This is a genomic window from Bradyrhizobium sp. SZCCHNR1002, from assembly GCF_032381435.1.
Taxonomy (GTDB): domain Bacteria; phylum Pseudomonadota; class Alphaproteobacteria; order Rhizobiales; family Xanthobacteraceae; genus Bradyrhizobium; species Bradyrhizobium aeschynomenes.
The window spans coordinates 2751467-2773756 of sequence record NZ_JAUHIS010000001.1 but is presented as its reverse complement, the minus strand read 5'-3'; the positions used below and the strand labels follow the sequence as shown (position 1 = coordinate 2773756).

General features: G+C 67.2%; 16 protein-coding genes. 7 read left to right on the top strand and 9 right to left on the bottom strand.

The window, feature by feature from the left end; genetic code table 11:
- The 7 genes from QX108_RS12500 to QX108_RS12470 all read left to right on the top strand — a co-directional run.
- Positions 1 to 4702 (top strand): non-ribosomal peptide synthetase (locus tag QX108_RS12500; RefSeq protein WP_315799406.1); only part of this gene is annotated, 4702 nt, incomplete at its 5' end.
- Positions 4703 to 4740: 38 nt separating this feature from the next.
- Positions 4741 to 6150, top strand: a complete 1410-nt coding sequence (locus tag QX108_RS12495) for an MATE family efflux transporter (protein ID WP_315782231.1) — start codon at positions 4741 to 4743, stop codon at positions 6148 to 6150.
- 324 nt (positions 6151 to 6474) lie between these two features.
- On the top strand, positions 6475 to 9054 hold the full coding sequence (locus QX108_RS12490; RefSeq protein WP_315782229.1) for an ATP-binding protein: 2580 nt from the start codon (positions 6475 to 6477) through the stop codon (positions 9052 to 9054).
- Between the two features lie 295 nt (positions 9055 to 9349).
- A complete protein-coding gene (locus QX108_RS12485) occupies positions 9350 to 10708 on the top strand; it encodes an NAD(P)H-dependent oxidoreductase (protein ID WP_315782227.1) in 1359 nt (452 codons plus the stop codon).
- A 173-nt stretch (positions 10709 to 10881) separates the two neighbouring features.
- Positions 10882 to 12342: an aldehyde dehydrogenase family protein gene (locus tag QX108_RS12480; protein WP_315721589.1), complete on the top strand. Its 1461-nt coding sequence runs from the start codon at positions 10882 to 10884 to the stop codon at positions 12340 to 12342.
- A gap of 128 nt (positions 12343 to 12470) precedes the next feature.
- The gene (locus QX108_RS12475) at positions 12471 to 12875 is read left to right on the top strand and encodes a carboxymuconolactone decarboxylase family protein (protein WP_172112312.1); all 405 of its coding nucleotides are present in this window, start codon (positions 12471 to 12473) and stop codon (positions 12873 to 12875) included.
- The gene (locus QX108_RS12470; RefSeq protein WP_315721588.1) at positions 12872 to 13765 is read left to right on the top strand and encodes an NAD(P)-dependent oxidoreductase; all 894 of its coding nucleotides are present in this window, start codon (positions 12872 to 12874) and stop codon (positions 13763 to 13765) included. The genes QX108_RS12475 and QX108_RS12470 overlap by 4 nt, the downstream gene beginning before the upstream one ends.
- On the opposite strand, the gene QX108_RS12465 is transcribed toward QX108_RS12470, so the two are convergent.
- The 9 genes from QX108_RS12465 to QX108_RS12425 all read right to left on the bottom strand — a co-directional run bounded on the left by QX108_RS12465 (position 13766) and on the right by QX108_RS12425 (position 22260).
- Positions 13766 to 14050, bottom strand: a complete 285-nt coding sequence (locus QX108_RS12465) for a YciI family protein (protein ID WP_315721587.1) — start codon at positions 14048 to 14050, stop codon at positions 13766 to 13768.
- A 66-nt stretch (positions 14051 to 14116) separates the two neighbouring features.
- Positions 14117 to 15091, bottom strand: a complete 975-nt coding sequence (locus QX108_RS12460; protein WP_315782224.1) for a sugar ABC transporter substrate-binding protein — start codon at positions 15089 to 15091, stop codon at positions 14117 to 14119.
- 39 nt (positions 15092 to 15130) lie between these two features.
- A complete protein-coding gene (locus tag QX108_RS12455; RefSeq protein WP_315782222.1) occupies positions 15131 to 16108 on the bottom strand; it encodes an ABC transporter permease in 978 nt (325 codons plus the stop codon).
- Positions 16105 to 17055 (bottom strand): ABC transporter permease, encoded by a 951-nt coding sequence (locus QX108_RS12450; protein WP_315721584.1) that lies wholly within the window; start codon positions 17053 to 17055, stop codon positions 16105 to 16107. The genes QX108_RS12455 and QX108_RS12450 overlap by 4 nt, the downstream gene beginning before the upstream one ends.
- The gene (locus QX108_RS12445) at positions 17048 to 18592 is read right to left on the bottom strand and encodes a sugar ABC transporter ATP-binding protein (RefSeq protein WP_409998499.1); all 1545 of its coding nucleotides are present in this window, start codon (positions 18590 to 18592) and stop codon (positions 17048 to 17050) included. The genes QX108_RS12450 and QX108_RS12445 overlap by 8 nt, the downstream gene beginning before the upstream one ends.
- Positions 18589 to 19983, bottom strand: coding sequence for an FAD-linked oxidase C-terminal domain-containing protein (locus QX108_RS12440; protein WP_315782219.1), 1395 nt, complete (start codon positions 19981 to 19983; stop codon positions 18589 to 18591). The genes QX108_RS12445 and QX108_RS12440 overlap by 4 nt, the downstream gene beginning before the upstream one ends.
- 64 nt (positions 19984 to 20047) lie before the next feature.
- The gene (locus tag QX108_RS12435; protein ID WP_315782217.1) at positions 20048 to 20932 is read right to left on the bottom strand and encodes an intradiol ring-cleavage dioxygenase; all 885 of its coding nucleotides are present in this window, start codon (positions 20930 to 20932) and stop codon (positions 20048 to 20050) included.
- 13 nt (positions 20933 to 20945) lie between these two features.
- Positions 20946 to 21953, bottom strand: a complete 1008-nt coding sequence (locus tag QX108_RS12430) for an NAD(P)-dependent oxidoreductase (protein ID WP_315782215.1) — start codon at positions 21951 to 21953, stop codon at positions 20946 to 20948.
- Entirely contained in the window at positions 21934 to 22260 is a 327-nt protein-coding gene (locus tag QX108_RS12425) for a Dabb family protein (RefSeq protein ID WP_315721581.1), read from the bottom strand. Before QX108_RS12425 ends, QX108_RS12430 begins: the two co-directional genes overlap by 20 nt.
- Positions 22261 to 22290 lie beyond the last annotated feature (30 nt).

Below are 22290 nucleotides of genomic sequence, written 5' to 3'. Positions count from 1 at the left end.
GCTGCTGCAGGAGATCGCGGCGCGGCCGGAGGCGCGCCTGTCCGAGCTGAGCCTGCTGAGCGCCGTGGAGCGGCAGCAACTGACGGCGTGGAGCGGCGGCAGCGTCGCCTATCCGCAGGATCGCTGCCTGCACGAGCTGTTCGCGAAGCAGGCGGCGCGAGATCCGGGTGCGCTTGCCGTGACCATGGATGGCGAGGAGCTCAGCTACGGCGCGCTGGAGCGGCGGGCCAACCGGCTGGCGCATCATTTGCGGCGGCTCGGCGTCGGACCCGATGTGATCGTCGGGCTGTGCGTCGAACGCTCGCTGGACATGGTGGTCGGCGTGCTCGGCATCCTCAAGGCGGGTGGCGCCTATCTGCCGCTCGATCCGCGCTATCCGGCGGAGCGGCTGGCCTACATGCTGGAGGATGCCAAGGTCCCGGTGCTGGTGACGCAGGCGGCGCTGCTGGAGCGCGTGCCGGCGACCGGGGCGATCATCGTGCAGCTCGATGCCGACGCCTCTGCCATCGCCGGGCACCCGGAGACGGCGCCGGCCGTCAGCTGTGACGCCGATCATCTCGCTTACGTGATCTACACCTCCGGCTCGACCGGACGGCCCAAGGGGGTGATGACGTCGCATCGCGGCATCATGAACCTGGCGGATGCGCAGCTGGATCAGCTGCCGCTGCAAGCCAGCGACCGCATCCTGCAGTTCGCCTCGATCAGCTTCGATGCGGCGGTGTGGGATCTGGTCATGAGCTGGCGGGTGGGTGCGGCGCTGGTGCTGGCAGAGCAGCACGACCTGATGCCGGGCGAGCCGCTGCGCGAACTGCTGCAGCGCCAGCGCGTGACGGCGGTGCTGCTGCCGCCGGCGGCGCTGGCCGCCTTGCCGGTGGCGCCGCTGCCGGACCTGAAGATCCTGATCGCGGGCGGCGAGGCCTGCACGGTGGAGCTGCTGCGGCCGTGGCTTGCGGGCCGCCGCGTGTTCAACGCCTATGGTCCGACGGAGTCCAGCGTCTGCACGACCGTGCATCATTGCGGCGACGCGCGTCGCCCGCCGATCGGCCGGGCGCTGCCGAACACACGCACCTACGTGCTGGACGCGCATCTGGAGCCTGTCCCCGTCGGCGTGGCCGGCGAGCTGTATATCGGCGGCGTCGGATTGGCGCGCGGCTATCTGCATCGGCCGGGACTGACGGCGGAGCGGTTCGTGCCGAGCCCGTTCGCCAGGGGCGAGCGGCTGTACCGGACCGGCGACCTGGCGCGATGGCGGGCGGACGGCGTGCTGGATTATCTCGGCCGTCTCGATCATCAGGTGAAGCTGCGCGGCTTCCGCATCGAGCTCGGCGAGATCGAGGCGGCGCTGCTGGCGCAGGCCGGCATCGCGCAGGCGGCGGTGGTGCTACGCGAGGACGGCGGGACCAAGCGGCTGCTGGCCTATGTGGTGGCGCAGCCGGAGGCGGCGATCGACCTGGACAATCTCCGCCAGCAGTTGCAGCGCACGTTGCCGGACTACATGGTGCCCGCGGCGACCATCGTCCTCGCGTCGCTGCCGCTGACGCCGAACGGCAAGCTCGACCGCAACGCGCTGCCGGCGCCGGAGCGCCGTCGCGAGGGCGCCGACCAGCGGCCCCGCAATCCGGTCGAGACCGTGCTCGCCGGCCTGTTCGCCGACATCCTCGGCCCCGAGCAGGTCGGTATCCACGACAACTTCTTCGAGCTCGGCGGCGACTCCATCCAATCGATGCAACTGGTGTCTCGCGCGCGTGCTGCCGGCGTTACGATCACGCCGCGACAGATCTTCCAGCATCAGACCGTCGCCGCGCTCGCCCAGGCCGCGGCTGCCTCGCAGACGTCTGCCGAGCCGGACGATCCGCTGGGGCCGGCGCCGCTGACTCCGATCCAGCACTGGTTCTTCGACCATCCCGGTCCGATCCATCATTTCAATCAATCCGCGCTGCTGCAGGTGCCGCCGGACATCAAGCCGGCGCGGCTCGAACGCGCGCTCGCGTCGATCCTCATCCATCACGATGCGTTGCGCAGCCGTTTCATCCGGGATGCGACCGGCTGGCGGCAAGAGCCACTTGCTGTCGCGGACGTCACCGTCGCGCTCACGCATGTCGATCTGGCCGAGCTCGCGCCGGAGGCACGGACCGCGCAACTGACTACCACTGCGGCGACACTTCAGAAGAGCCTCGATCCGTCGGCAGGCCGGCTGACGGCCGTCGCCTGGTTCGACTTCGGCGCCGATACACCCGGACGCCTGTTGTTCGTCATCCATCATCTGGTCGTGGATGGCGTCTCCTGGAGGATTCTCGTTGAGGACGTCATGGCGGCCTACGACCAGCTCGAGCGGGGAAGCTCCGTCACATTGCCGCCGAGGACGACGTCGTTCGGTGGCTGGGCAAGACGGCTGGCCGATTACGCACGCGGGGCCGACGCCGCCGGCCAACTCGACTACTGGACCTCGATCTGCCGGGATGTCCCGCTCTTGCCTGTCGACCACGCGACGGGCGCGCGCCGCGCCACGTATGGCGAGACGACGTCTCTGACCATCGATCTGCCGGCCGACGAAACCCAGGCGCTGCTGACGGTCGTGCCGAAGGCCTATCACAGCCGGATCAATGATGCCCTGCTGGCTGCACTCGCAATCGCCTTGGCGGATTGGCGGGCTGCACGCGGGGCCCCGGAGACTGTCAGCCTCGTCGATCTCGAGGGACATGGTCGGGAGAGCATTTTCCCGACGGTCGATCTGTCTCGAACCGTCGGCTGGTTCACCACGATGTTTCCGGTTCGACTGGATGCCGGACAGGTCGATCTCAGGGACGCGCTCCATGGCGGACCTGCAGCGGGCGTGGTGCTGCGGCGGATCAAGGACCACCTCCGCGACGTGCCGCACGGTGGCATCGGCTGGGGCCTCCTGCGCTATCTGAATCCGGAAACGGTCAAGATCCTGCAATCCCTGCCGCGCGCCTCGATCAGCTTCAACTATCTCGGACGGTTCGATGAGCGCGGTGCGGCGGGGTGGCGGATGGCCGCGGAAGATGCCGGTTCTTCGATTGCCGCCGAGCGCGAACGGGATCACCTGATCGAGGTCGTGTCGGTGATCCAAGGCGGCACGTTGCTGGTGGAGTGGCGATGGTGGCCGGACGCGCATGACCGGGCTTCGATTGCAGATCTGGCCGAGCGCTTCCGGGCGGCGTTGAAGGGATTGATTGCTCATTGCCGCGCCTGTGAGCCGAGCCGGTTCACGCGCTCCGATTTCCCGCTGGTGACGCTCGACGATATCAGGCTCGCCGCCTTGCAGCAGCGTTACCCCGATCTGGAGGACGTCTGGCCGCTCGGTCCGATGCAGCAGATCATGTTGGCCCACGTCCGCCGGGCGCCGGGCAGCATCGCCTATCACGAGCAGCTCTGGCTGACGCTCGACGGCGACCTGGATGCAGGCGCGCTCGAGAGAGCCTGGAGTAGCCTGATCGTTCGACATGGCTCGCTGCGCGTCGCATTCCCGGATGACGATGAGAACCCGGTGCAGATCGTGCGGCGGATGCCCGATCCACGATGGCGCTTTGCTGATTGGACGGAGCTGTCACCGGACGTCGTCGAAACCCATCTGAGCGCGTTTCTGCACGAAGACAGGAAGGCCGGCTTTGATCTGTCCGGCGGCGACGTGCTGCGAGCGTCGCTGCTTCGCCAGTCCCTGGCCCGCCACACGCTGGTCCTGAGCTTCCACCATATCCTGCTGGACGGATGGTCCGTGCCGCTGCTGTTGCGCGAGCTGATGGAGCTCTATCATGCTGCGCATCAGGTCCGTCCGGCGTCTCTGCCGGCGCCCCCCTCGTATCGGGACTTCCTGTCCTGGCATTGTTCGGCAGATCGTGAACTCCACCGTGCGTTCTGGGTCGACCGGCTCCGCGGAGCAGATCTTCCACGCCGTCTCGACCTGGCCCGCGGCAGCGCGGAGGAGCCGGTCGACTCCGCGGGCGAGGTCCACGCGCGCATTCTGGATCGCCTGACGACGAAAATTCAGGCGGCGGCGCATGCTCTGCGACTAACGATGAATACGCTGGTTCAGGGAGCCTGGAGCCTTGCGCTGGCCCGCCACGCCGACACCGGCGACGATCTGCTGTTCGGCATGACGACGGCGGTGCGGCCCGGAGATGTCAACGGGGTCGAGCAGATCGTCGGACTCTGCACCAACACGCTGCCCCGGCGGGTGAGGCTGGCGCCCGAGATGCGCGTGTCGGATTGGCTGACGGATCTGCAGGCGCGACAGGCAGACGAGCAGATGCACGACCGCATTCTGCTGAGTGACATCGCGCACTGGTTCGATGTGCCGCGCGATCAGCGGCTGTTCGAGTCCGTCGTCGTGTTCGAGAACTATCCGGTCGATGATGCGCTCACCGGCCGCCACACGGCGGCTGCGGGTGACATCAGAGTGGCCGCGTTCGACAGTTTCGAGGCGGGTATCGATTTTCCGCTGTGCCTCGTGGCCTCGGTCGACAGCGGCATGAGCTTCCGGTTGATCTTCGGCAGGCAGCGGTTCGACGCGGATGGTGTGGCGCGCCTGCTCGACGATGTCGTCGAGCTGATCCTGGCCATCGTCGCCGACCCCGAGCGGCGGCTTGCCGATTTTTGGCCCGGCCGGCCGCCTTCCGCCGGGGCGCACCGTGCATCGGGCGATGGAGCCGTGACCGATGCGGCACATGTGGAATGGCGATGACCGGATATCGACGGTCTCCCCGGATACGGCCAAGGAGCTTGGTTGCCGCCGATACTGTCCCGTCGATCGCCGGTGTTGCGCCGGAGCAGGACCTCGCTACGGACGCGCCGCCTTCGCTGTGGTGGCCGCTGGCGCGCTTTGCGATTCCGCAATCGGCCAGCGCGGCTCTGCAATTGCTGTCCGGCACGGTCACCGCGATCTATTTCGGCCAGTTGCTCGGCGAATCCGCGCTTGCCGTCGCCTCGGTGTTCTTTCCCATCTTCTTTCTGCTGGTCTCGTTTCTGATCGGCCTGATTTCCGGCGGCATCATTCTCGTGGCGCGCGCTCATGGCGCTGACGATCCGGACGGGATCAGGACCGCCGCCGGCACCACTCTGTGCGTCTGCTTCTGGCTCAGCGTTGCGATCGCAGTCATCGGCTATGGGTTCGCGCCGCAACTGCTCGGACTGATGGCGACGCCGTCGGACATCGTCGCGCCGGCGACCGATTATGCACGCGTCACCTTCCTGTCCTTGCCGCTCGTGACGCTGGTGTTCGCCTATGCATTTCTTCTGAGAGGCACTGGAGATGCGAAGACACCGTTGATCGTGATGAGCGTCTATTTCGGTACGGCCTTGTTGCTGACGCCGGCCCTGATCCTCGGGTGGGGAGGATTGCCCAAACTCGGTGTCACGAGCGCGCCCTGGGCCAATATCGTGGCTTGCGCCATCTCGCTTCCGTATCTCGTCGTGCTTCTGCACAAACGTGATCATGCCTTGGCGCTCCGCAAGGACCTGATCCGGCGGCTGCGGATCGATCGGGAGCTCGTGGGCCCGTTTTTCGGCCTCGGCATTCCCGGCGGCCTCCAGACCATGGTGGCGTCGCTGGCCGAGGTGGCGGTGATCACGCTGGTCAATTCGTTTGGATCGAGCGCGACGGCTGCGTATGGCGCCGTCAACCAGGTGGTCGGATATCTGCTGGCGCCGATGCAGGCCGTGGGTCTTGCGGCGACCGTGATCGCTGCGCAGTCGATCGGGGCAGGGCGGTTCGGGCAGCTCCATGGCGTGGTGAAGACAGGGGCGGCCATGAATGTCCTGGTCGGCGCCGTGAGCGTGACCGGCCTGCTGTCGTTCGCGGAGACGATCCTGTCCTGGTTCGTGACGGACGCGGCGACCCTGGCGATGGCCGAGCGTGCTCTGAAGCTCACGCTGTGGAGCTATGTTCTGGTGGGGGTCGCCGATGTCCTCGTCGGCGTCATGCGAGCGTCCGGAGCGGTCGGATGGCCCACCGTCATCGCGCTGTCGGGCATCTGGCTGGTTCAGGTGCCCGTCGCCTTCGTTTCATCGGGCACCTACGGCCTGGATGGCGTCTGGATGGGATATCCAGCCGGGTTCGCCGCGGCGCTGGCCGCGCAGTTCGTCTACTTCGGTCTGGTCTGGAGACAAAGGGGGCTGCCTTCGCGGCTCTGATGCGGCCGGGCTCTGCACTCATGACCGCCGCCTTGAACGAGGATGGCAGAGCAATGCCGGATAAGGCGAAGGCCGCGCGTGCGTCGATTTGCGCCGACGTCTTCGAGGCGGCGTCAACCATGGAAGCTCCCGGTCCATCCGTTCTGCGCCATGGGATACCGCCCAAGATGACATCCCACTGCAAACCATGCTATCCAGACGTCGCGATTGCGAGGCCTCGATCTCGAGAACGCCTCGGGACATGGGCTGCCGGGAGATTGCCTGACGCTCCCGCGACAATGACATCACGACAGACGGCTCGCGACCCCCTGAATTTCTGGCGCCATGTTGGACCAAACCAAAACGACTCTCGGCCATCGCGGTCTGCGGCAGGGCGGCATCATCGGCACGTTGACCAGAGAGGAGCCTGGGTCCGGACGCGACCGGCGCTGGACGCCCCGGATCATCGTGCTGAGCGGCCTCCTGCTGGCGGTGCTCTGCGACGCCTTCGTGGCGCACATGCTCTCCGTCAACTACTGGGAGACCTATCGGACGACCGAGGCCGCGAACGGCGATCTCGCCCGCGCGCTCGAGGAATACATGCTGCGCAACATCCAGGGCGTCGACGTGCTGCTCAACACGACGATCGACAACCTGACGCGCAATCCGAACCTGCTCACCCGCGGCAATCCGGCCCTGATCAACGAATTGAAGCACAGGGTGGCGCCGTACCCCGTTGCGGGCGGAATCGTCGTTCTCGATACCGAGGGAAATCTGCTGGGGGATAGCGCCGGCAACGGCGTGCCCGGCCGCGAGAACAATTTCGCCGATCGCACCTATTTCCAGGTTCAACGGGATGACCCCGACCGCGGGCTCTTCATCGATGTGCCCGTGGCTTCGCGCGTCAACAAAGGTCCCTTCATCGCGGTGAGCCGCGCATTCATGATGAACGGACGTTTTGCCGGCGTCGTCGTCGTGCCCGTCGACTACGAGAATCTCCGGCAGTTCTTCCTGTCGCTGAACGTGGGGCAGCGCGGCACCGTCACGCTGTATCGCGACGACGGCACGATCCTGCTTCGCACGCCGAACGCAGACGCGTTTGCCGGCCGCAACGTTCGATCGAACCGGCTGTTCACGCAGTTCCTTCCGCAAGCGCCTCACGGGAGCTTCGAAGGCAGCGGCGTCACCGACGGCGTCTCGCGCAGCATCAGCTATCGGCGGGTCGCCGGCCTGCCGCTGGTCGTGACCGTGGCGCGCCATCCGATCGAATATCTGGCGGGCTGGAAGAACAATGCCGTGTATTACAGCGTCGTCGCCGCCGGGCTCAATCTGCTGATTGCCGGATTCGGTCTCGGCCTGGCGCGGCAATGGCGGCTGCGCGCGGCCTCGGAGCAGGCACTGCGCGACAATCTGGAGCAGCATCAGCTCGTCACCGAAAACGTCCCCGCGCTGATCATCCATGTCGGGGCCGACGGTCAGATTCGCTATGCCAACCGCGTTGCGCGCGAATGGTATGCCGAGCCGTCCCCGGAAGCCATCCGCAGCCGAAGGATCGACGACTTCATCGATCCCAGCCATGTTGACGAAGCGAGGCCCAGGATCGAGGCCGTGCTGGCCGGGCAAACCATCGGGAGTGAGGAGAAGGCCGCATTTCCCGACGGCCGGGAACGCTGGTGCGAGACCATCCGGGTACCGGATTGCAGCCAGGACGGCACCGTGCGCGGCTACTTCGTGCTGTCGGTCGATATCACCGAGCGCAAGCGCATCGAGGACGAACTGCGCCAGGCCCAGAAGATGGAAGCCATCGGACAGCTGGCCGGGGGCATCGCGCACGACTCCAACAACATGCTGGCGGCGACGCTCGGCAATCTCGACATGCTGCTCGACGCACTGCCGCCCGCCGAGGTGTCCTGTCGCGGCATGGCCGAGCGGGCGATCGAGGCGGCGGAGCGCGTCGCCGATCTCAACCGCCGCCTGCTGGCCTTCGCCCGCAAGCAGACGCTCCGGCCGCAGATCACCGACGCGAACGAGCTGGTCGGCGGCATGACGACGATCCTGCAGCGGACGCTCGGCGAGACCATCGAGATCGACGTCGCGCTGGACCCGGTGCTGTGGCGCTGCCTGATCGATCCGACGCAGTTGCAGAATGCGCTGCTCAACCTCGCGCTCAATGCGCGGGATGCGATGGCCGGCAGCGGGTGCCTGACGATCACGACCGCGAACGCGGTGCTCGACCAGCCCCTCGACGATGGCGACGAGCGCATCGGCGCCGGCGACTACGTCACGATCGCGGTGTCGGACCTGGGCGCGGGCATGCCGCCGGACATCGCGCGCCGCGCCTTCGAGCCCTTCTTCACCACCAAGGAGTTCGGCAAGGGCAGCGGCCTCGGCCTCAGCATGGTCTACGGCTTTGCCAGGCAATCCGGAGGCACGGCGGTGATCGCGAGTCAGGTCGGGCAGGGGACCCGCGTCACGCTGTATCTGCCGAGCGCGGGACCTGGCGACGCCGAGCAGCCGCGCGCTGGCGTAACGCGACTGCCCCGACCGGACACCGGCGAACGCATCCTGGTGGTGGAGGACAATGCGCTGGTGGGAGCCATGGCCTCCACCATGCTGTCGTCGCTGGGGTACAGCCCGGTCGTGGTCGTCAACGCGTCCGCGGCGATCGCCGCGTTGGAGCGATCGGAGCCGGTCTCGCTGCTGCTGACCGATATTCTCCTGCCAAGCAGCATGACCGGCATCGAGCTTGCGCGGCAGGTGCGTGGCAGGTGGCCCGACCTGCCCATTCTCTTCATGTCCGGCTTTGCCGACCCCTCGCTGGTGCCCGAGGACTTTCGCGCCACCACCAGGCTCCTCGCGAAGCCATTTCGTTTGAGCCAATTGTCCGAAGCCATCGTCGTCGCGCTGGCGGGGGCCAAACGATGACGCGGATTCGCGGTCGTCGCGGCTGACTGCGCGTCGCGCCGGCCGGACATGTTTCTCCCTCCGCGCCGTGATACGGGCGAGGTCGCTGTCGCCCTGGCTCGACTCGTCTCAGCCCGTTCTAGAAAGGTCAACCGGCATGTCAGCGGGCTCGGTGACGACGCCATTCTGCGTGATGGGTGGGCACGCGCGGACACGATTTTGGCGGGAACGACGTCTTGAAGTTCTCATCAAGCGTGCGCAAACAAATTGCCCGAGAACTTTAGATTCGCCCTGACCAGCCGAGGAGATCCGCCCCGTGAACCTCTACGCCAAGCTCATGGAGCGCAACGTCGCGCGCCGGCCCGTCAGGGTGGGACTGATCGGAGCCGGAAAGTTCGGCGCCATGTATCTGCATCAGGTTCTCCGAACACCCGGCATCCATCTCGTCGGCATCGCCGATCTGTCGCCGGCCCGCGCGACTGAGAACCTGAAGCGCGTGGGCTGGACCGAGGAGCGCTATGCGGCTGCTTCCCTTGATGATGCGCTCAAGCATGGCACGACCTTCCTCACCGACGATTGGGAGTCTCTGATCGGATGCGATGCGATCGACGTCGTTGCCGAATGTACCGGCAACCCCGTGGCCGCGGTCGAGCACTGCCTCGCGGCGTTTGCCGCGGGTAAGCCGGTCATCAACGTCACCGTCGAGGCCGATGCCTTCTGCGGGCCGATCCTGGCGCACAAGGCGAAGCAGGCCGGCGTCATCTACAGTCTTGCTTACGGCGATCAACCGGCGCTGGCCTGCGATCTGGTCGACTGGGCGCGCGCCTGCGGGTTTCCGGTGGTCGCTGCCGGACGCGGCCACAAATGGCTGCCGCAATATCGGGAGTCGACGCCGGAGACGGTGTGGGATCATTGGGGCCTGACCGCCGAGCAGGCCGCGCGTGGCGGCATGAATCCGAAGATGTTCAATGCCTTTCTCGACGGCTCGAAGCCGGCGATCGAATCCGCGGCGATTGCGAACGCGACCGGGCTCGCAGCGCCGTCGCAGGGGCTCGCCTTTCCGCCCGGCTCCGTGGACGACATTCCCACCCTGATGCGTCCGCGCGCGGAAGGCGGCGTGCTGGAGGCCAAGGGGCAGGTCGAGGTCGTGTCCTGCCTCACTGCGGAGGGGCAGCCCATCCCCAATGACATCCGCAAGGGCGTGTGGGTCTGCTTCGAGGGCGACAGCGACTACATCCGCAATTGTTTCGAGGAGTACAAGGTGGTCACCGATCCGAGCGGCCGCTACATGAGCTCCTACAAGAAATGGCATCTCATCGGCCTCGAGCTCGGCATCTCGGTGGCGTCGGTGGCGCTGCGGGGCGAGCCGACCGGGGCCGCGATCTGCTTCAATGCCGACGTCGCCGCGACGGCGAAACGTGATCTGGCGCCCGGCGATGTGCTCGACGGCGAAGGCGGCTACACCGTTTTCGGCAAGCTCACGCCGGCGGAGACGTCGCTGGCGCAGGGCTATCTTCCGCTCGGGCTCGCGCACCAGGTCCGCCTGGTCCGGCCGGTCGCCAAGGATGCCTGCATCACGTGGTCGGACGTCGCGATCGACGAGACTCTGCCGGCCGTACGCCTGCGCCGCGAGCAGGAAGCCCTCTATGCGCCGACGATGAGCCGGCACGCCTAGCAGCGCCGGGTGCCCCGGACGAGCGGCGCCGGCATCCGGGGTGATCGACGGCGAGCCGCAGAAGGTCTATCTGTCCCACGGACCCTCCCGATCGCCGCCCCTGGGACCTCAGCGGGCGCGAATGGCTGCTCCAGCCGGACTGCGAGGGGATCGAGAGACGTGGGAGACCTGTCATGAACGCCAATGTCAAACTGCCTGCCGCCAAAGGTGTCTTCATCGACAACACATGGCAGCCTGCGAGATCGGGCCGGACCATTGCGATGCTCGCTCCGGCGACCGGCCAGGTGATCGCCTCGATCGCGGCCGGCGACGCGGCCGATATCGATCTCGCCGTTGCTGCTGCGCGCCGCGCCCTCGAAGGTCCATGGGGCCGGCTGGCCGCGGTTGAGCGCGGGCGCCTGCTGTCGAAGCTCGGCCGCCTCGTCGAGGACAATGCCGAGGAACTGGCGAAGCTCGAAGCGGCCGACACCGGCAAGCCGATGAAGCAGGCCAGGGCCGACGTCGTCGCCGTGGCGCGCTACTTCGAATATTATGGCGGCGCCGCCGACAAGGTACACGGCGACACCATCCCCTTCCTCGATGGCTTCTTCGTCACCACGGTGTACGAGCCGCTCGGTGTCACCGGCCACATCATTCCCTGGAACTATCCGGGCCAGATGTTCGGCCGCACCGTCGCGCCGGCGCTGGCGATGGGCAATGCGACCGTGATCAAGCCGGCCGAGGAGGCCTGCCTGGTGCCGCTGCGGCTCGCGGAGCTTGCCGCGGAAGCCGGTTTCCCAGCGGGCGCGATCAACGTGGTGCCGGGCCTCGGCGAGGAGGCGGGCGCGGCGCTGTCGGCGCATGACGGCATCGACTTCATCTCATTCACCGGCAGCCCGGAGGTCGGCACCTTGGTGCAGACGGCGGCTGCGAGAAACCATATCGGCTGCACGCTCGAACTCGGCGGCAAGTCGCCGCAGATCGTGTTTGCGGACGCCGATCTCGATGCGGCATTGACATCGGTGGCGGCTGCGATCGTGCAGAATGCCGGCCAGACCTGCTCGGCCGGGTCGCGCGTGCTGGTGGAGCGTTCGATCTGGGATCGCTTCCTCGCCGACCTCACCTCGCGCTTCGAGAAGATCACGGCTGGCACGCCGGAGATGGACCTCGATCTCGGCCCGGTCATCAGCGCGGTTCAGAAGAAGCGCATCGAGAACATGCTGGCGCGGGCCGAAGGCGGCGGGGCCAGGCGGGTGGCGTCCGGCAGGATCGCCGAGGGCGTGCCCGGCGAGGGCTTCTACGTCGCGCCGGCGCTGTATCAGCAGGTCGCGCGCGACTCCGAACTGGCGCGCGAGGAGGTGTTCGGTCCCGTGCTGGCGGCGATGCCGTTCGACGACGAGGCCGATGCGATCAGGCTCGCAAATGACACGGAGTTCGGCCTGGTCGCCGGCGTCTGGTCGGGCGACGGCTCGCGGGCGATGCGCGTCGCGCGCAAGGTCAAGGTCGGCCAGATGTTCGTCAACGGCTACGGCGCCGGCGGCGGCATCGAGCTGCCGTTCGGCGGCATGAAGAAGTCGGGCCACGGCCGCGAGAAGGGTTTTGAGGCGCTTTACGAGCTTGCGGCGATGAAGACCCTGATCGTCAAGCACGGCTAGACTGCGGAAATCGAACTTGGATCAATTCCGCCGGGCGGACGACGATGACCGCGTCCCCGCGGCCGCGTTGTCGGTCCGCACGGCGGCGCGCTAAGACACTTCAGCCTTGCATCAGAGGAGACGAGCGAATGAGTGACGAGAGCGAGTTGTTCGAGAAGGGTCTGAAGGTGCGGCGCGAGGTGCTCGGCGCGTCCTATGTCGATGGCAGCCTGGCCAAGGCCGACGACTTCATGATGGCGTTCCAGCACATCACCACCGAGATGTGCTGGGGCTATGCCTGGACGCGGCCGGGTCTCGATCGCCGCACGCGCAGCATCGTCAATCTGGCGATGCTCACCGCGCTCAGCAAGCCGAGCGAATTGAAGCTGCACGTCAAAGGCGCGCTCACCAACGGCGTGACCGTCGACGAGATCAAGGAGATCCTGCTGCACGCCACCGTCTATTGCGGCATCCCCGCAGGTCTCGAAGCCTTCAAGGCGGCGCATGAGGTGCTGGTCGCGGAGGGCGCCATCGCCAAGAAGGACGGCGCATGAGCGCGCCGCAGAGCATCCTGTTCGTCGGCATCGGCAACATGGGCTGGCCGATGGCCGCGCGCCTGCTCGGCGCCGGCTTCACCGTGGCCGTCAATGATGCCGTGCCGGGCCGCGGCGCCGATTTCGTCCGCCAGGTCGGCGGCGTCGCGGCGGATGATCTCACTGCGGCCGTGGCGCTGGCCGATATCGTCATCACCATGCTGCCGACCAGCAAGCATGTCGCGGACGCGGTCGCCGTGCTGCGGGCTGGCCTGAAGCCGGGCCACGTCTTCATCGACATGAGCTCCGGCGCGCCGGCGGCCACGCAGGCCATCGCCGCCGATCTCGCTCCGCTCGGCGTCGTCATGCTCGATGCACCGGTCAGCGGCGGCGTGCCGCGCGCGGTGACCGGCGAGCTCGCGATCATGGCCGGCGGCGATGCGGCGACGGTCGACCGCGTCGAGCCGGTGCTGCGCGCGATGGGCACCACCATTCATCGCATCGGCGGGCTCGGCTCCGGGCAGGCGATGAAGGCGCTCAACAATCTCGTTTCCGCTGGCGGCTTCCTGATCGGCATCGAGGCGCTGCTGATCGGCCAGCAGTTCGGCATCGATCCCGGTCTGATGACCGACGTGCTCAATGCCTCGACCGGCATGAACAACTCGACGCAGAAGAAGTTCAGGCAGTTCGTGCTGTCGCGCCAGTTCAACAGCGGCTTCGGGCTCGATCTGATGGTCAAGGACCTGTCGATCGCCCTCGAAGTCGCGCGTGCCGCCGGCGTCGCCGCGCCGTTCTCCAATCTTTGCCGTGAGCTGAGCGCCAGCGCGCAAGGCCTGCTCGGGCCGGGCCAGGACCACACGGCGCTGGCCAAGCTGAGCGAGGCGCTGGCCGGAATCGAGCTCAAGGGCTGATCAGCCCTTGCGCCGGAAGAAGCCGGTGACCGTCACCTTCTCCCAGATGCCGGCCGCGGCGAACGGATCGTTGCGGTTGAACGCCTCGGCCTCGGCGCGGCCAGGCGCCTCGACCAGGAACAGGCTGCCGATCATCGTCGCGCCGTCGTCGGAGACCAGCGGGCCGGACATCACGATGGTCACCGGGAGTCCATCGCTCTCGAGATAGGCCCTGTGCGCGTCGTAATTGGCGAGTCGGTCCGGCAGCGCGCCGGGCTTGTCGAGAGCGTGAATCGCAAACAGCATGTGTCATCTCCGGAGTGGGAGCGGGACGGCGGCCATTGCGCGCCGTCCCGCTGCGACGAGCCGATCCTACTTCGCGCCGAGCTTGCTGGCGTCCTCGAAGCTCGGGCAGGTGCGCTGCTCCAGCGAGACGTCGAACGGCTGATAATTGTCCTTGGTGATCACGGTCGGCTTCAGCACGATCTCGTTGATGACGGGCTGGCCGCGCAGTGAGCGGATCGCCATCATGGTGCCCAGGCAGCCCTGCGCGAAGCCGTTATAGTCGCCGCTGGCCAGCAGCTTGCCGGACTTGATGGCGTCGATCGCCTCCTTGGTGCCGTTGATGCCGATCACCAGCGCCTTGCGGTTGGCGCCGTCCAGCGCCTCGATCGCGCCGACCGCCATCGCATCGTTGGCCGCGAGCACGCCGTCGATCTGCGGGTTGGACTGCATCAGGTTCTCCATCACCTGCAGCGCCTGCAGCCGCTGGTAGTTGCCGGGCTGCGACGCCAGCAGCTTCACGCCGGGGGTCTCCTTCAACGCATCGTTGAAACCGCGGACGCGATCGACATTGGTCAGCGAGCCCTTGACGCCTTCGATGATGACCACGTTGCCCTTGCCGCCGAGCGTCTTGAGCAGGAAGCGTCCGGTCTCCAGGCCGAGGCTGTAGTCGTCCGCGCCGATGAAGGAGACGAACTTGCCGCCGGCGGAGCGGTCGGTGATGTTGACGACGGGGATCTTGGCGTCGTTGATCTTCTCGACCCCGGGCACCATCGCCTTGTAGTCCACCGGCGTGAATACGATGGCGCTCGGCTTCTTCACCACGACGTCCTCGATCTGGCTGAGCTGCTCGGGGATCGAGTCCGGCTTGGTCGGGATGTAGTGCAGGATCTTGGCGTTCAACGCCTTCGCCATGTTGTCGGCGCCGACCCGCACGGTCTGGAAGAACGGGTTGGTCTGGTTCTTGGTGAACACGGCGATCGTCTCGCCGTCGGCGCGGGCCTGTGTCGTGACCGAGGCGATCAGCAACGATAAAGCGAGATAGCAGGATTTCCGGTGGTTCATTTCGTGTCCTCCCTGGTTGTCATTCTTGTCGTTGAAAGCTCATGTCGTCGGACGCCGCGTTTTCATGTCGAGCCAGACGGCGATGATCACGATGATCCCGGTGACGAGCGGCTGCCAATTGGCGTTGATCGACAGCAGGTTCATGCCGTTGAGCACGAGCGTCAGGATCAGTGATCCGACGAAGGTGCCGAAGATGGTGCCGACGCCGCCGAACAGCGAGGTGCCGCCGATCAGCACGGCTGCGATCGCCGGCAGGGTCAGGCTCTCGCCGATATCGGCCTCGGCCGAGTTCAGGCGCGACAGGAAGATGATGGACGCCAGCCCCGCCATGGTGCCCGATACGGTGTAGACCAGCAGCAGCCTTCGGTTGACCGGAATGCCCGAAAGGCGTGCCGCCACGGGATTGGCGCCGATCGCATAGATCTCCTGACCCCAGATCGTCCGCTGGGCGAAGAACGATCCGATCGCGAGAAACACCAGCAGCAGATAGACCGGGATCGGCAGCCCCAGGAAGTAGCCGCTGCCGATCTGGCGGAAGCCGGCGGGGAAGCCGTGGATCGTCTCGCCGGCCATGTACCAGTAGGTCACGCCGTTCAGCACCCACAGCATGCCATAGGTGGCGATGAAGGAGGGGATGCGCATCGCCGTTACCATGACCCCGTTCATCAGTCCGACGATGCCGCCGGCGAAGAGGCCGGTGACAATGCCGAGCGTGGGCGAGCCGGTCTGATGAATGACGGTGCCCGCGAGGCAGGCCGACAGCGCGACATTGGCGCCGACCGACAGATCGAGGCCGGCCGTCAGCACCACGAGCGTCAGGCCCGAGGCGATGAAGAAGGTGAGGCTCGCCTGTCTCAGCACGTTGAGAATGTTGCCGAGGCTCAGGAAGGACTCGCTCAGGACGCTCAGCACGAGGCAGATGAGGAAGGCGGCCAGCAGCCGGTAGAACAATTGCGCCGCATTCTGCGACAGGAACGACCATGGCGGCAGCGGCGCAGGTTTGGCGACATCGCTCATGCGCGGCTCCGCAATCCGTCGAGGAACATGGCAGCGATCACCAGCACGCCCACGCTCGCGACCTGGACGGAGGAGGGTAGCGAGATCAGATTGAGCCCGTTGCGCAGCACGCCGACGGCGAGGACGCCGAGCAGGGTGCCGAGCAGCCAGCCATTGCCGCGCTCGAACGACGTGCCGCCGACCGCGACCGCCGCGATCGCATCGAATTCGAGCCCCAGCCCCGCGGTCGGATGCCCCGAATTCATCCGCGCCGTCATCAGCAGGCCCGCAACGCCGGCCATCAAGCCGCCGATGGCGTAGACCGTGATCAGCAGCCGGGTGGGCGACAGGCCTGCATATCTGAGCGCCTCGCGGTTGCCGCCGAGCGCGAACACATAGGTGCCGAAGCGGGTGTGATAGAGCAGGCCGTGGAAGACGCCGTAGCTCGCGACGCCCATCAGGATCGGCACGGGAATGCCCAGCAGCTGCGCCGAATAGATGTCACGCACGCTGTGGGGGATGCCGACCACGCTCTGGCCGTCGCTGACGATCAGCGACAGGCCGTGCGCCATGCCGAGCGTCGCGAGCGTCGCCACGAAGGGCGGGATCTTGGCGATCGCGACCAGCCAGCCATTGGCGAGGCCGAACACCGTCCCGACCAGCACGGCGGCACAGAGGCCCAGCAGCATGGATGTCGTCGCAAGCGAGACGATGGCGACGCAGAGCGATGTCAGGGTGAGCACCGCGCCCATCGACAGGTCGATGCCCTCGGTCATGATGATCAAGGTCATCGGCAACGCCAGCATGGTCAGGATGGTGGATTGCACCAGCACGTTGGAGAGATTGGCGGCCGACAGGAAGCCCGGCGCGATCGCGCCGAACAGCGCGATCAGCAGCACCAGGACGATCGCCACGCCGGGCAGGCGCCGCAGCGTGCGGATCGGCGAGACGATGGCCGTGTCACTCATCATGCATCCCCAGTCGCACGATATTCTCCTCGGTCAGCTCGCTGCGCGCGAGGTGCCCGGCGACGCGGCCCTCGCGCATGACATAGGCGCGGTCGCAGACGTGGCAGATCTCGATCTGCTCGGACGAGATCATCAGCGCCGCCGCGCCCTCGGCGACCAGCCGGTCGATCAGCGCGAAGATCTCGGACTTGGCGCCGACGTCGATGCCGCGCGTCGGCTCGTCGAAGATGAACAGCCTGGCGCCGGCCGCCAGCCATTTGCCGATCACAACCTTCTGCTGATTGCCGCCGGAGAGCAGGCCGACCGTCTGCCGCGCCGCGGGCGTCGCGATCCGCAATTGCCGGATCAGCCCGTCCGCCGTGCGCTGCGCGCCGCGCGGATCGAACAGCCCGCTCGGAAACAGCTTCTTCAGCGCCGCCACCACGAGATTGTCGCCGACCGAGCGCAGCAGCGCCAGACCCTCGCTCTTGCGGCTCTCCGGGATCAGCGCGATGCCGCGCCGCGCGGCGACATCGGGCTCGCCGGCGATCGGCTTGCCGTCGAAGATGATCTCGCCTTCGCTGATCGGATCGGCGCCGAAGATCGCGCGCGCCACTTCGGTGCGGCCGGACCCGACCAGGCCGCACAGCCCGACGATCTCGCCGCGCCGCACCTCGATGTTGATGTCGGAGATGCCGGTCGGCGAACTCAGCCCTTTCACCTGCAGCACGAGCTCGCCCGGCTGCGCGGCGAAATGGCGCGGATAGGTCATGTCGACGTTGCGGCCGACCATCATGCGAACGAGCTGGTCGGGCGTGACGTCGGCGGGGCGGATCTGGTCGATGCGACGGCCGTCGCGCAGCACGGTGATGCGGTCGCCGATCGCGAACACCTCGGCCATGCGGTGAGAGATGTAGACGATCGCGACACCCTCGGCCTTCAGCCGCCCGATCAGCGCGAACAGCAGCTCCGCCTCGCGGTCGGACAGCGCCGCGGTCGGCTCGTCCATCACCAGGATGCGAGCGTTCTGGCTGATCGCCTTGGCGATCTCGACCATCTGCTGCTGCGCGACGCCGAGCGTGTCGACGATGACGGAGGGATCGATGTCGAAGCCGATGCCCTCGAGCACGCGCCGCGCATCGGCCAGGATCTTGCGGCGGTCGATCGTGCCGGGCAGACGGCCTTTCGGCTCGCGGCCGAGAAACATGTTCTGCGCGATGTCGAGGAACGGAACGAGCGAGAATTCCTGGAAGATGACGGCGATGCCGAGGGTCTGCGCGTCGGCCGTCGAGGCGATCGTGACCTCGTTGCCCTTGTAGTAGATCGCTCCGGCGTCGGCACGATAGGCACCGCACAGCACCTTCATGAGGCTGGATTTGCCGGCGCCGTTCTCGCCGAGCAGCATGTGGACTTCGCCGGGGTGGATCGCAAACGACACATCGTCCAGCGCCTTGACGCCGGGAAAGTCCTTGCTGATGCCGCGCAGCTCCAGCAGCGGCACGGGCGATGTCGCATCGAGCGTCGCAGTGCTGATCTCGGCGCTCATCCCGGCACTCATGGCAGCGCTCCGCCGGCAAGGATCTTGCCAGGATTCATCAGCCCGTCCGGATCGAGCGCGGCTTTGACGGCGCGCATCACCGCGACGGCCTCGCCGAGCTCGTCCTGGAGGTAATCGACCTTGCCGAGGCCAATGCCGTGCTCGCCGGTGCAGGTGCCGTCCATCGCGATCGCCCGCGCCACCATGCGCGCCTGCAGCGCCTTGGCGCCGGCGAGCTCGTTGGGATCGTCGGGATCGACCAGGATCAGCATGTGGAAATTGCCGTCGCCGACATGGCCGACGATCGGCGCAATGAAGCCGCTGGCATCGGCGTCCCGGCGCGTCTGCGTCAGGCAGTCCGCGAGGCGCGAAATCGGCACGCAGACATCGGTGATGACGGCGCGGGCGCCCGGCCGCAGGCCAAGGCCGGCATACAGCGTGTTGTCGCGCGCGTGCCAGAGGCGGCTGCGGTCCTCGGCGGCCTTGGCCCAGGCAAAGCCGCGGCCGCCATGCTCGATTGCGATCGCTTCCGCGGTCTGGGCCTGCTCGGCGACGGCCGCCTCCGAGCCGTGGAATTCGAGGAACAAGGTCGGCGTCTCCTGATAGCCGAGCTTGGAATAGGCGTTGATGCCGCGGATCATGACGTCGTCGACGAGCTCGATCCGGGCGGCAGGGACGGCCGACTGGATCAGCGCGATGGCAGTGTCGACTGCGCCGTGCAGGGTCGGGAAGCTGCATGTCGCGGCCGAAATCGCCTGCGGAATCGGATGCAGCTTCAGCGTGATCTCGGTGATGACGCCGAGCGTCCCCTCCGCCCCGACGAACAGCCGCGTCAGATCGTAGCCGGCGGCCGATTTGCGCGCGCGCCTCGCGGTGCGGATCACCCGGCCGTCGGCCAGCACCACCTCGAGGGCAAGCACATTGTCCTTCATCGTGCCGTAGCGCACCGCCATGGTGCCGGAGGCGCGCGTCGAGGTCATGCCGCCGATCGAGGCGTCGGCGCCGGGATCGATCGGAAAGAACAGGCCTGTCGTGCGCAGCTCGGCATTGAGCTGCTTGCGCGTGATGCCGGGCTGCACCACCACGTCCATGTCGGCCTCATGCACGGCCAGCACCTTGTTCATGCGGCTGAAGTCGATACACACGCCGCCCGCCACCGCCGCGGCATTGCCTTCGAGCGAGGTGCCGGCCCCGAACGGCACGATCGGCATGCCGGCCTCGGCGCACAGCCTGACGATGGCAGCGACCTCCCGCGTCGTCTCCGGGAACACGACGATGTCGGGCGGCATCGCCGGATAGTACGATTCGCTCCGGCCGTGCTGATCCAGCACGGCGCGCGCCAGGCTCGCGCGTGGCCCGATCAGGTTCGAAAGCCGCTCGGCCAATGCGCCGGTGCCGACCCGCAAATCCATCATTCCTCCCGTCCGCTTCTTCGACGATGACAGGACTCTTGACGGTCCTTGTCGTCCGCTCAGCTCAAGCCGGATCGTCTTGCTTCGCAAGCTGTTTCAGGCCGAAATCATAGTTGAGATGGAAATATCCCTCGCTCGCCATGCGGCCATCTGGCGCACGGCCCGGCGGGCAGCGCGTGAAGTCGCGGATCAGGCTGTCCTTGACGCCGAACACGACGTCGGAATCGAGATACTGGTCGCCCGCCACGAACACGTGGGTGACCAGCCGCTCGAAGCCCGGCGCCGAGATCATGAAATGCACATGCGCCGGCCGCCACGGATGGCGTCCCTGCGCCGCCAGCATGTCGCCGACCGGACCGTCATTGGGGATCGGGTAGGCCGCCGGCTTGATCGACCAGAAATGGAAGCGCCCCTCGGCGTCGGTGCGGAAGCGCGCACGCATCGCGAGATCGCCGATCTGCTCGAGCCGCTGCACGTCGTAATAACCGTCATCGTCGGAATGCCAGACGTCGACGACCGCTCCGGCGAGCGGCAGGCCGTCTGCGCTCGACACCGAGCCGGTCACCAGCAGCGGATCGCCCTTCATCGGCCCCGAGATGTCGTCGCCGCTGGCGCGCTCCGGCGCGGCCTGGACGAAGAACGGGCCGAGCACGGTGGTCTCGGTGGCGCCTTCCGGCACGGGATGGTTGATGGCGTCGACCAGCATGGAGACGCCGAGCGTGTCCGACAGCAGGATGAACTCCTGGCGCTTGTCGTCGCACATCCGGCCGGTGCGGGTCAGAAAGTCGATCCCGTATTCCCATTCCTGCTGGGTCGGACGGACCTCGCGCACGAAGGCATGGAGATGGCGCACCAGCGCCGCGCTGACCTGTTTGATCCGCGCATCACTCGCGCCCGCGAGGCGTTCGAGCACGGCATCGGTGATCGTGGTCTCGTTGAAGTTGCGCAAGAGGCGGCTCCTTTCAGACGGGCTCGCCGAGCCCGGACAGCCGTTCGACATGCCGGACGGTGGCGAGGAAGTCGGTCTCGGCATCGCCCTGCGCGATCAGCGCGACATAGGTCTCGCGCACCTGCGCCGCCAATTGCAGCGGCACGCCGACGGCGTGGCCGGCGCCGAGGATGAGATCGAGGTCCTTGGCCATCTGCGCGCAGGAGAATGTCGCGGCAAAGTCGCGGGCCAGCAGCGGCGCGGTCTTGTACTTCACCATCGGCGAGGCGACCGCGCTGTCGTGCAGCACCTGCAGAATGTCCGGCCAGGCGATGCCGCCCTTGCGCGCCAGCGCCAGGCTCTCGGCCATCATCGCCGCGGTCGTCGCGATCATCAGGTTGACGGCAAGCTTGGCGTAGCGTGCCTCTTCGGCCGAGCCGAGATAGGTCTGCGCGCGTGTGAAGCTCGCCAGCAGCGGCGTGACCCGTGCGAAAGCCTCTTTCGGCCCGGACACGAAGCAGGTCAGCTCGCCGGTGTGGGCGATGCTGGCATTGCCGGAGACCGGCGTGCGGAGATACGCGATGGCGCGGGGCTCGGCGGCCGTGGCGACTGCGTTCGACGCCTCGACGCCGACGGTGCTCGTCTCGATCAGGATCGTGCCGGGCGTCATGGCCGCGATCAGTCCACCGTCGCCCAGCATCGCCGCCCGCAACGCGGTGTCGTCCGGCAGCGACGAGACGACCGCGGCCTGGTCACGCACCGCCTCCGTCGCGGACGTCGCGGCGACGATGCCGAGGCCGCGCGCCTCGTCGAGCCGTTCAGCGTTGCGGTCGAAGGCGGTGACGTCGTAGCCCGCCTTGGCGAGCCGCGCTGCGATCGGCAGGCCGATCTTGCCGATGCCGATGAAGGCGAGGCGTTGGTCGGGAAGTGACATCGATGCGTCCGCTATTTGCTTGATCCGCCGCGCGCGCCGCAGCCAGGCTGGCGCGGGCGGGGCAGGTTGTGGAAGGTGAATGCCCCGGTCATGCGCCGGTCGCCGCATCGATCGGATAGTCGACCTGGAAACGGCCGATCCTGAGGTCGCCGAGCTCCTCGCGCACGCGCAGGTGCTCGGGGTGCGAGGCATAGGCCCGCAGCGCCGCGCTGCTGGCGAATTCGGAGAACAGGACGACGTCGCAGGCGTAGTCGACGTCGCTGACGTCGAGACCGACCTCGATGTGGGTCAGGCCGTCGATGCGGCCCTTGAGGCCCTCGAACAGGGTCTTGACCTTGAGCCGGGCCGCCGCGCGCTCGGCGGCCGTCTCGGCGCGCAGCCGCCACATCACGATGTGCCTGATCGGCCCCGTCATTCCTGCGTCCTCACCCTGAGCTTTGTTCTT

What these genes read in the sequence shown, in the direction of transcription:
- QX108_RS12490 (WP_315782229.1), top strand. Translation starts at nt 6,475, where the DNA reads ATGTTGGACCAAACCAAAACGACTCTCGGCCATCGCGGTCTGCGGCAG.
- QX108_RS12480 (WP_315721589.1), top strand. Translation starts at nt 10,882, where the DNA reads ATGAACGCCAATGTCAAACTGCCTGCCGCCAAAGGTGTCTTCATCGAC.
- QX108_RS12475 (WP_172112312.1), top strand. Translation starts at nt 12,471, where the DNA reads ATGAGTGACGAGAGCGAGTTGTTCGAGAAGGGTCTGAAGGTGCGGCGC.
- QX108_RS12470 (WP_315721588.1), top strand. Translation starts at nt 12,872, where the DNA reads ATGAGCGCGCCGCAGAGCATCCTGTTCGTCGGCATCGGCAACATGGGC.
- QX108_RS12465 (WP_315721587.1), bottom strand. Translation starts at nt 14,050, where the DNA reads ATGCTGTTTGCGATTCACGCTCTCGACAAGCCCGGCGCGCTGCCGGAC.
- QX108_RS12460 (WP_315782224.1), bottom strand. Translation starts at nt 15,091, where the DNA reads ATGAACCACCGGAAATCCTGCTATCTCGCTTTATCGTTGCTGATCGCC.
- QX108_RS12455 (WP_315782222.1), bottom strand. Translation starts at nt 16,108, where the DNA reads ATGAGCGATGTCGCCAAACCTGCGCCGCTGCCGCCATGGTCGTTCCTG.
- QX108_RS12450 (WP_315721584.1), bottom strand. Translation starts at nt 17,055, where the DNA reads ATGAGTGACACGGCCATCGTCTCGCCGATCCGCACGCTGCGGCGCCTG.
- QX108_RS12445 (WP_409998499.1), bottom strand. Translation starts at nt 18,592, where the DNA reads ATGAGTGCCGGGATGAGCGCCGAGATCAGCACTGCGACGCTCGATGCG.
- QX108_RS12440 (WP_315782219.1), bottom strand. Translation starts at nt 19,983, where the DNA reads ATGGATTTGCGGGTCGGCACCGGCGCATTGGCCGAGCGGCTTTCGAAC.
- QX108_RS12430 (WP_315782215.1), bottom strand. Translation starts at nt 21,953, where the DNA reads ATGCGGCGACCGGCGCATGACCGGGGCATTCACCTTCCACAACCTGCC.
- QX108_RS12425 (WP_315721581.1), bottom strand. Translation starts at nt 22,260, where the DNA reads ATGACGGGGCCGATCAGGCACATCGTGATGTGGCGGCTGCGCGCCGAG.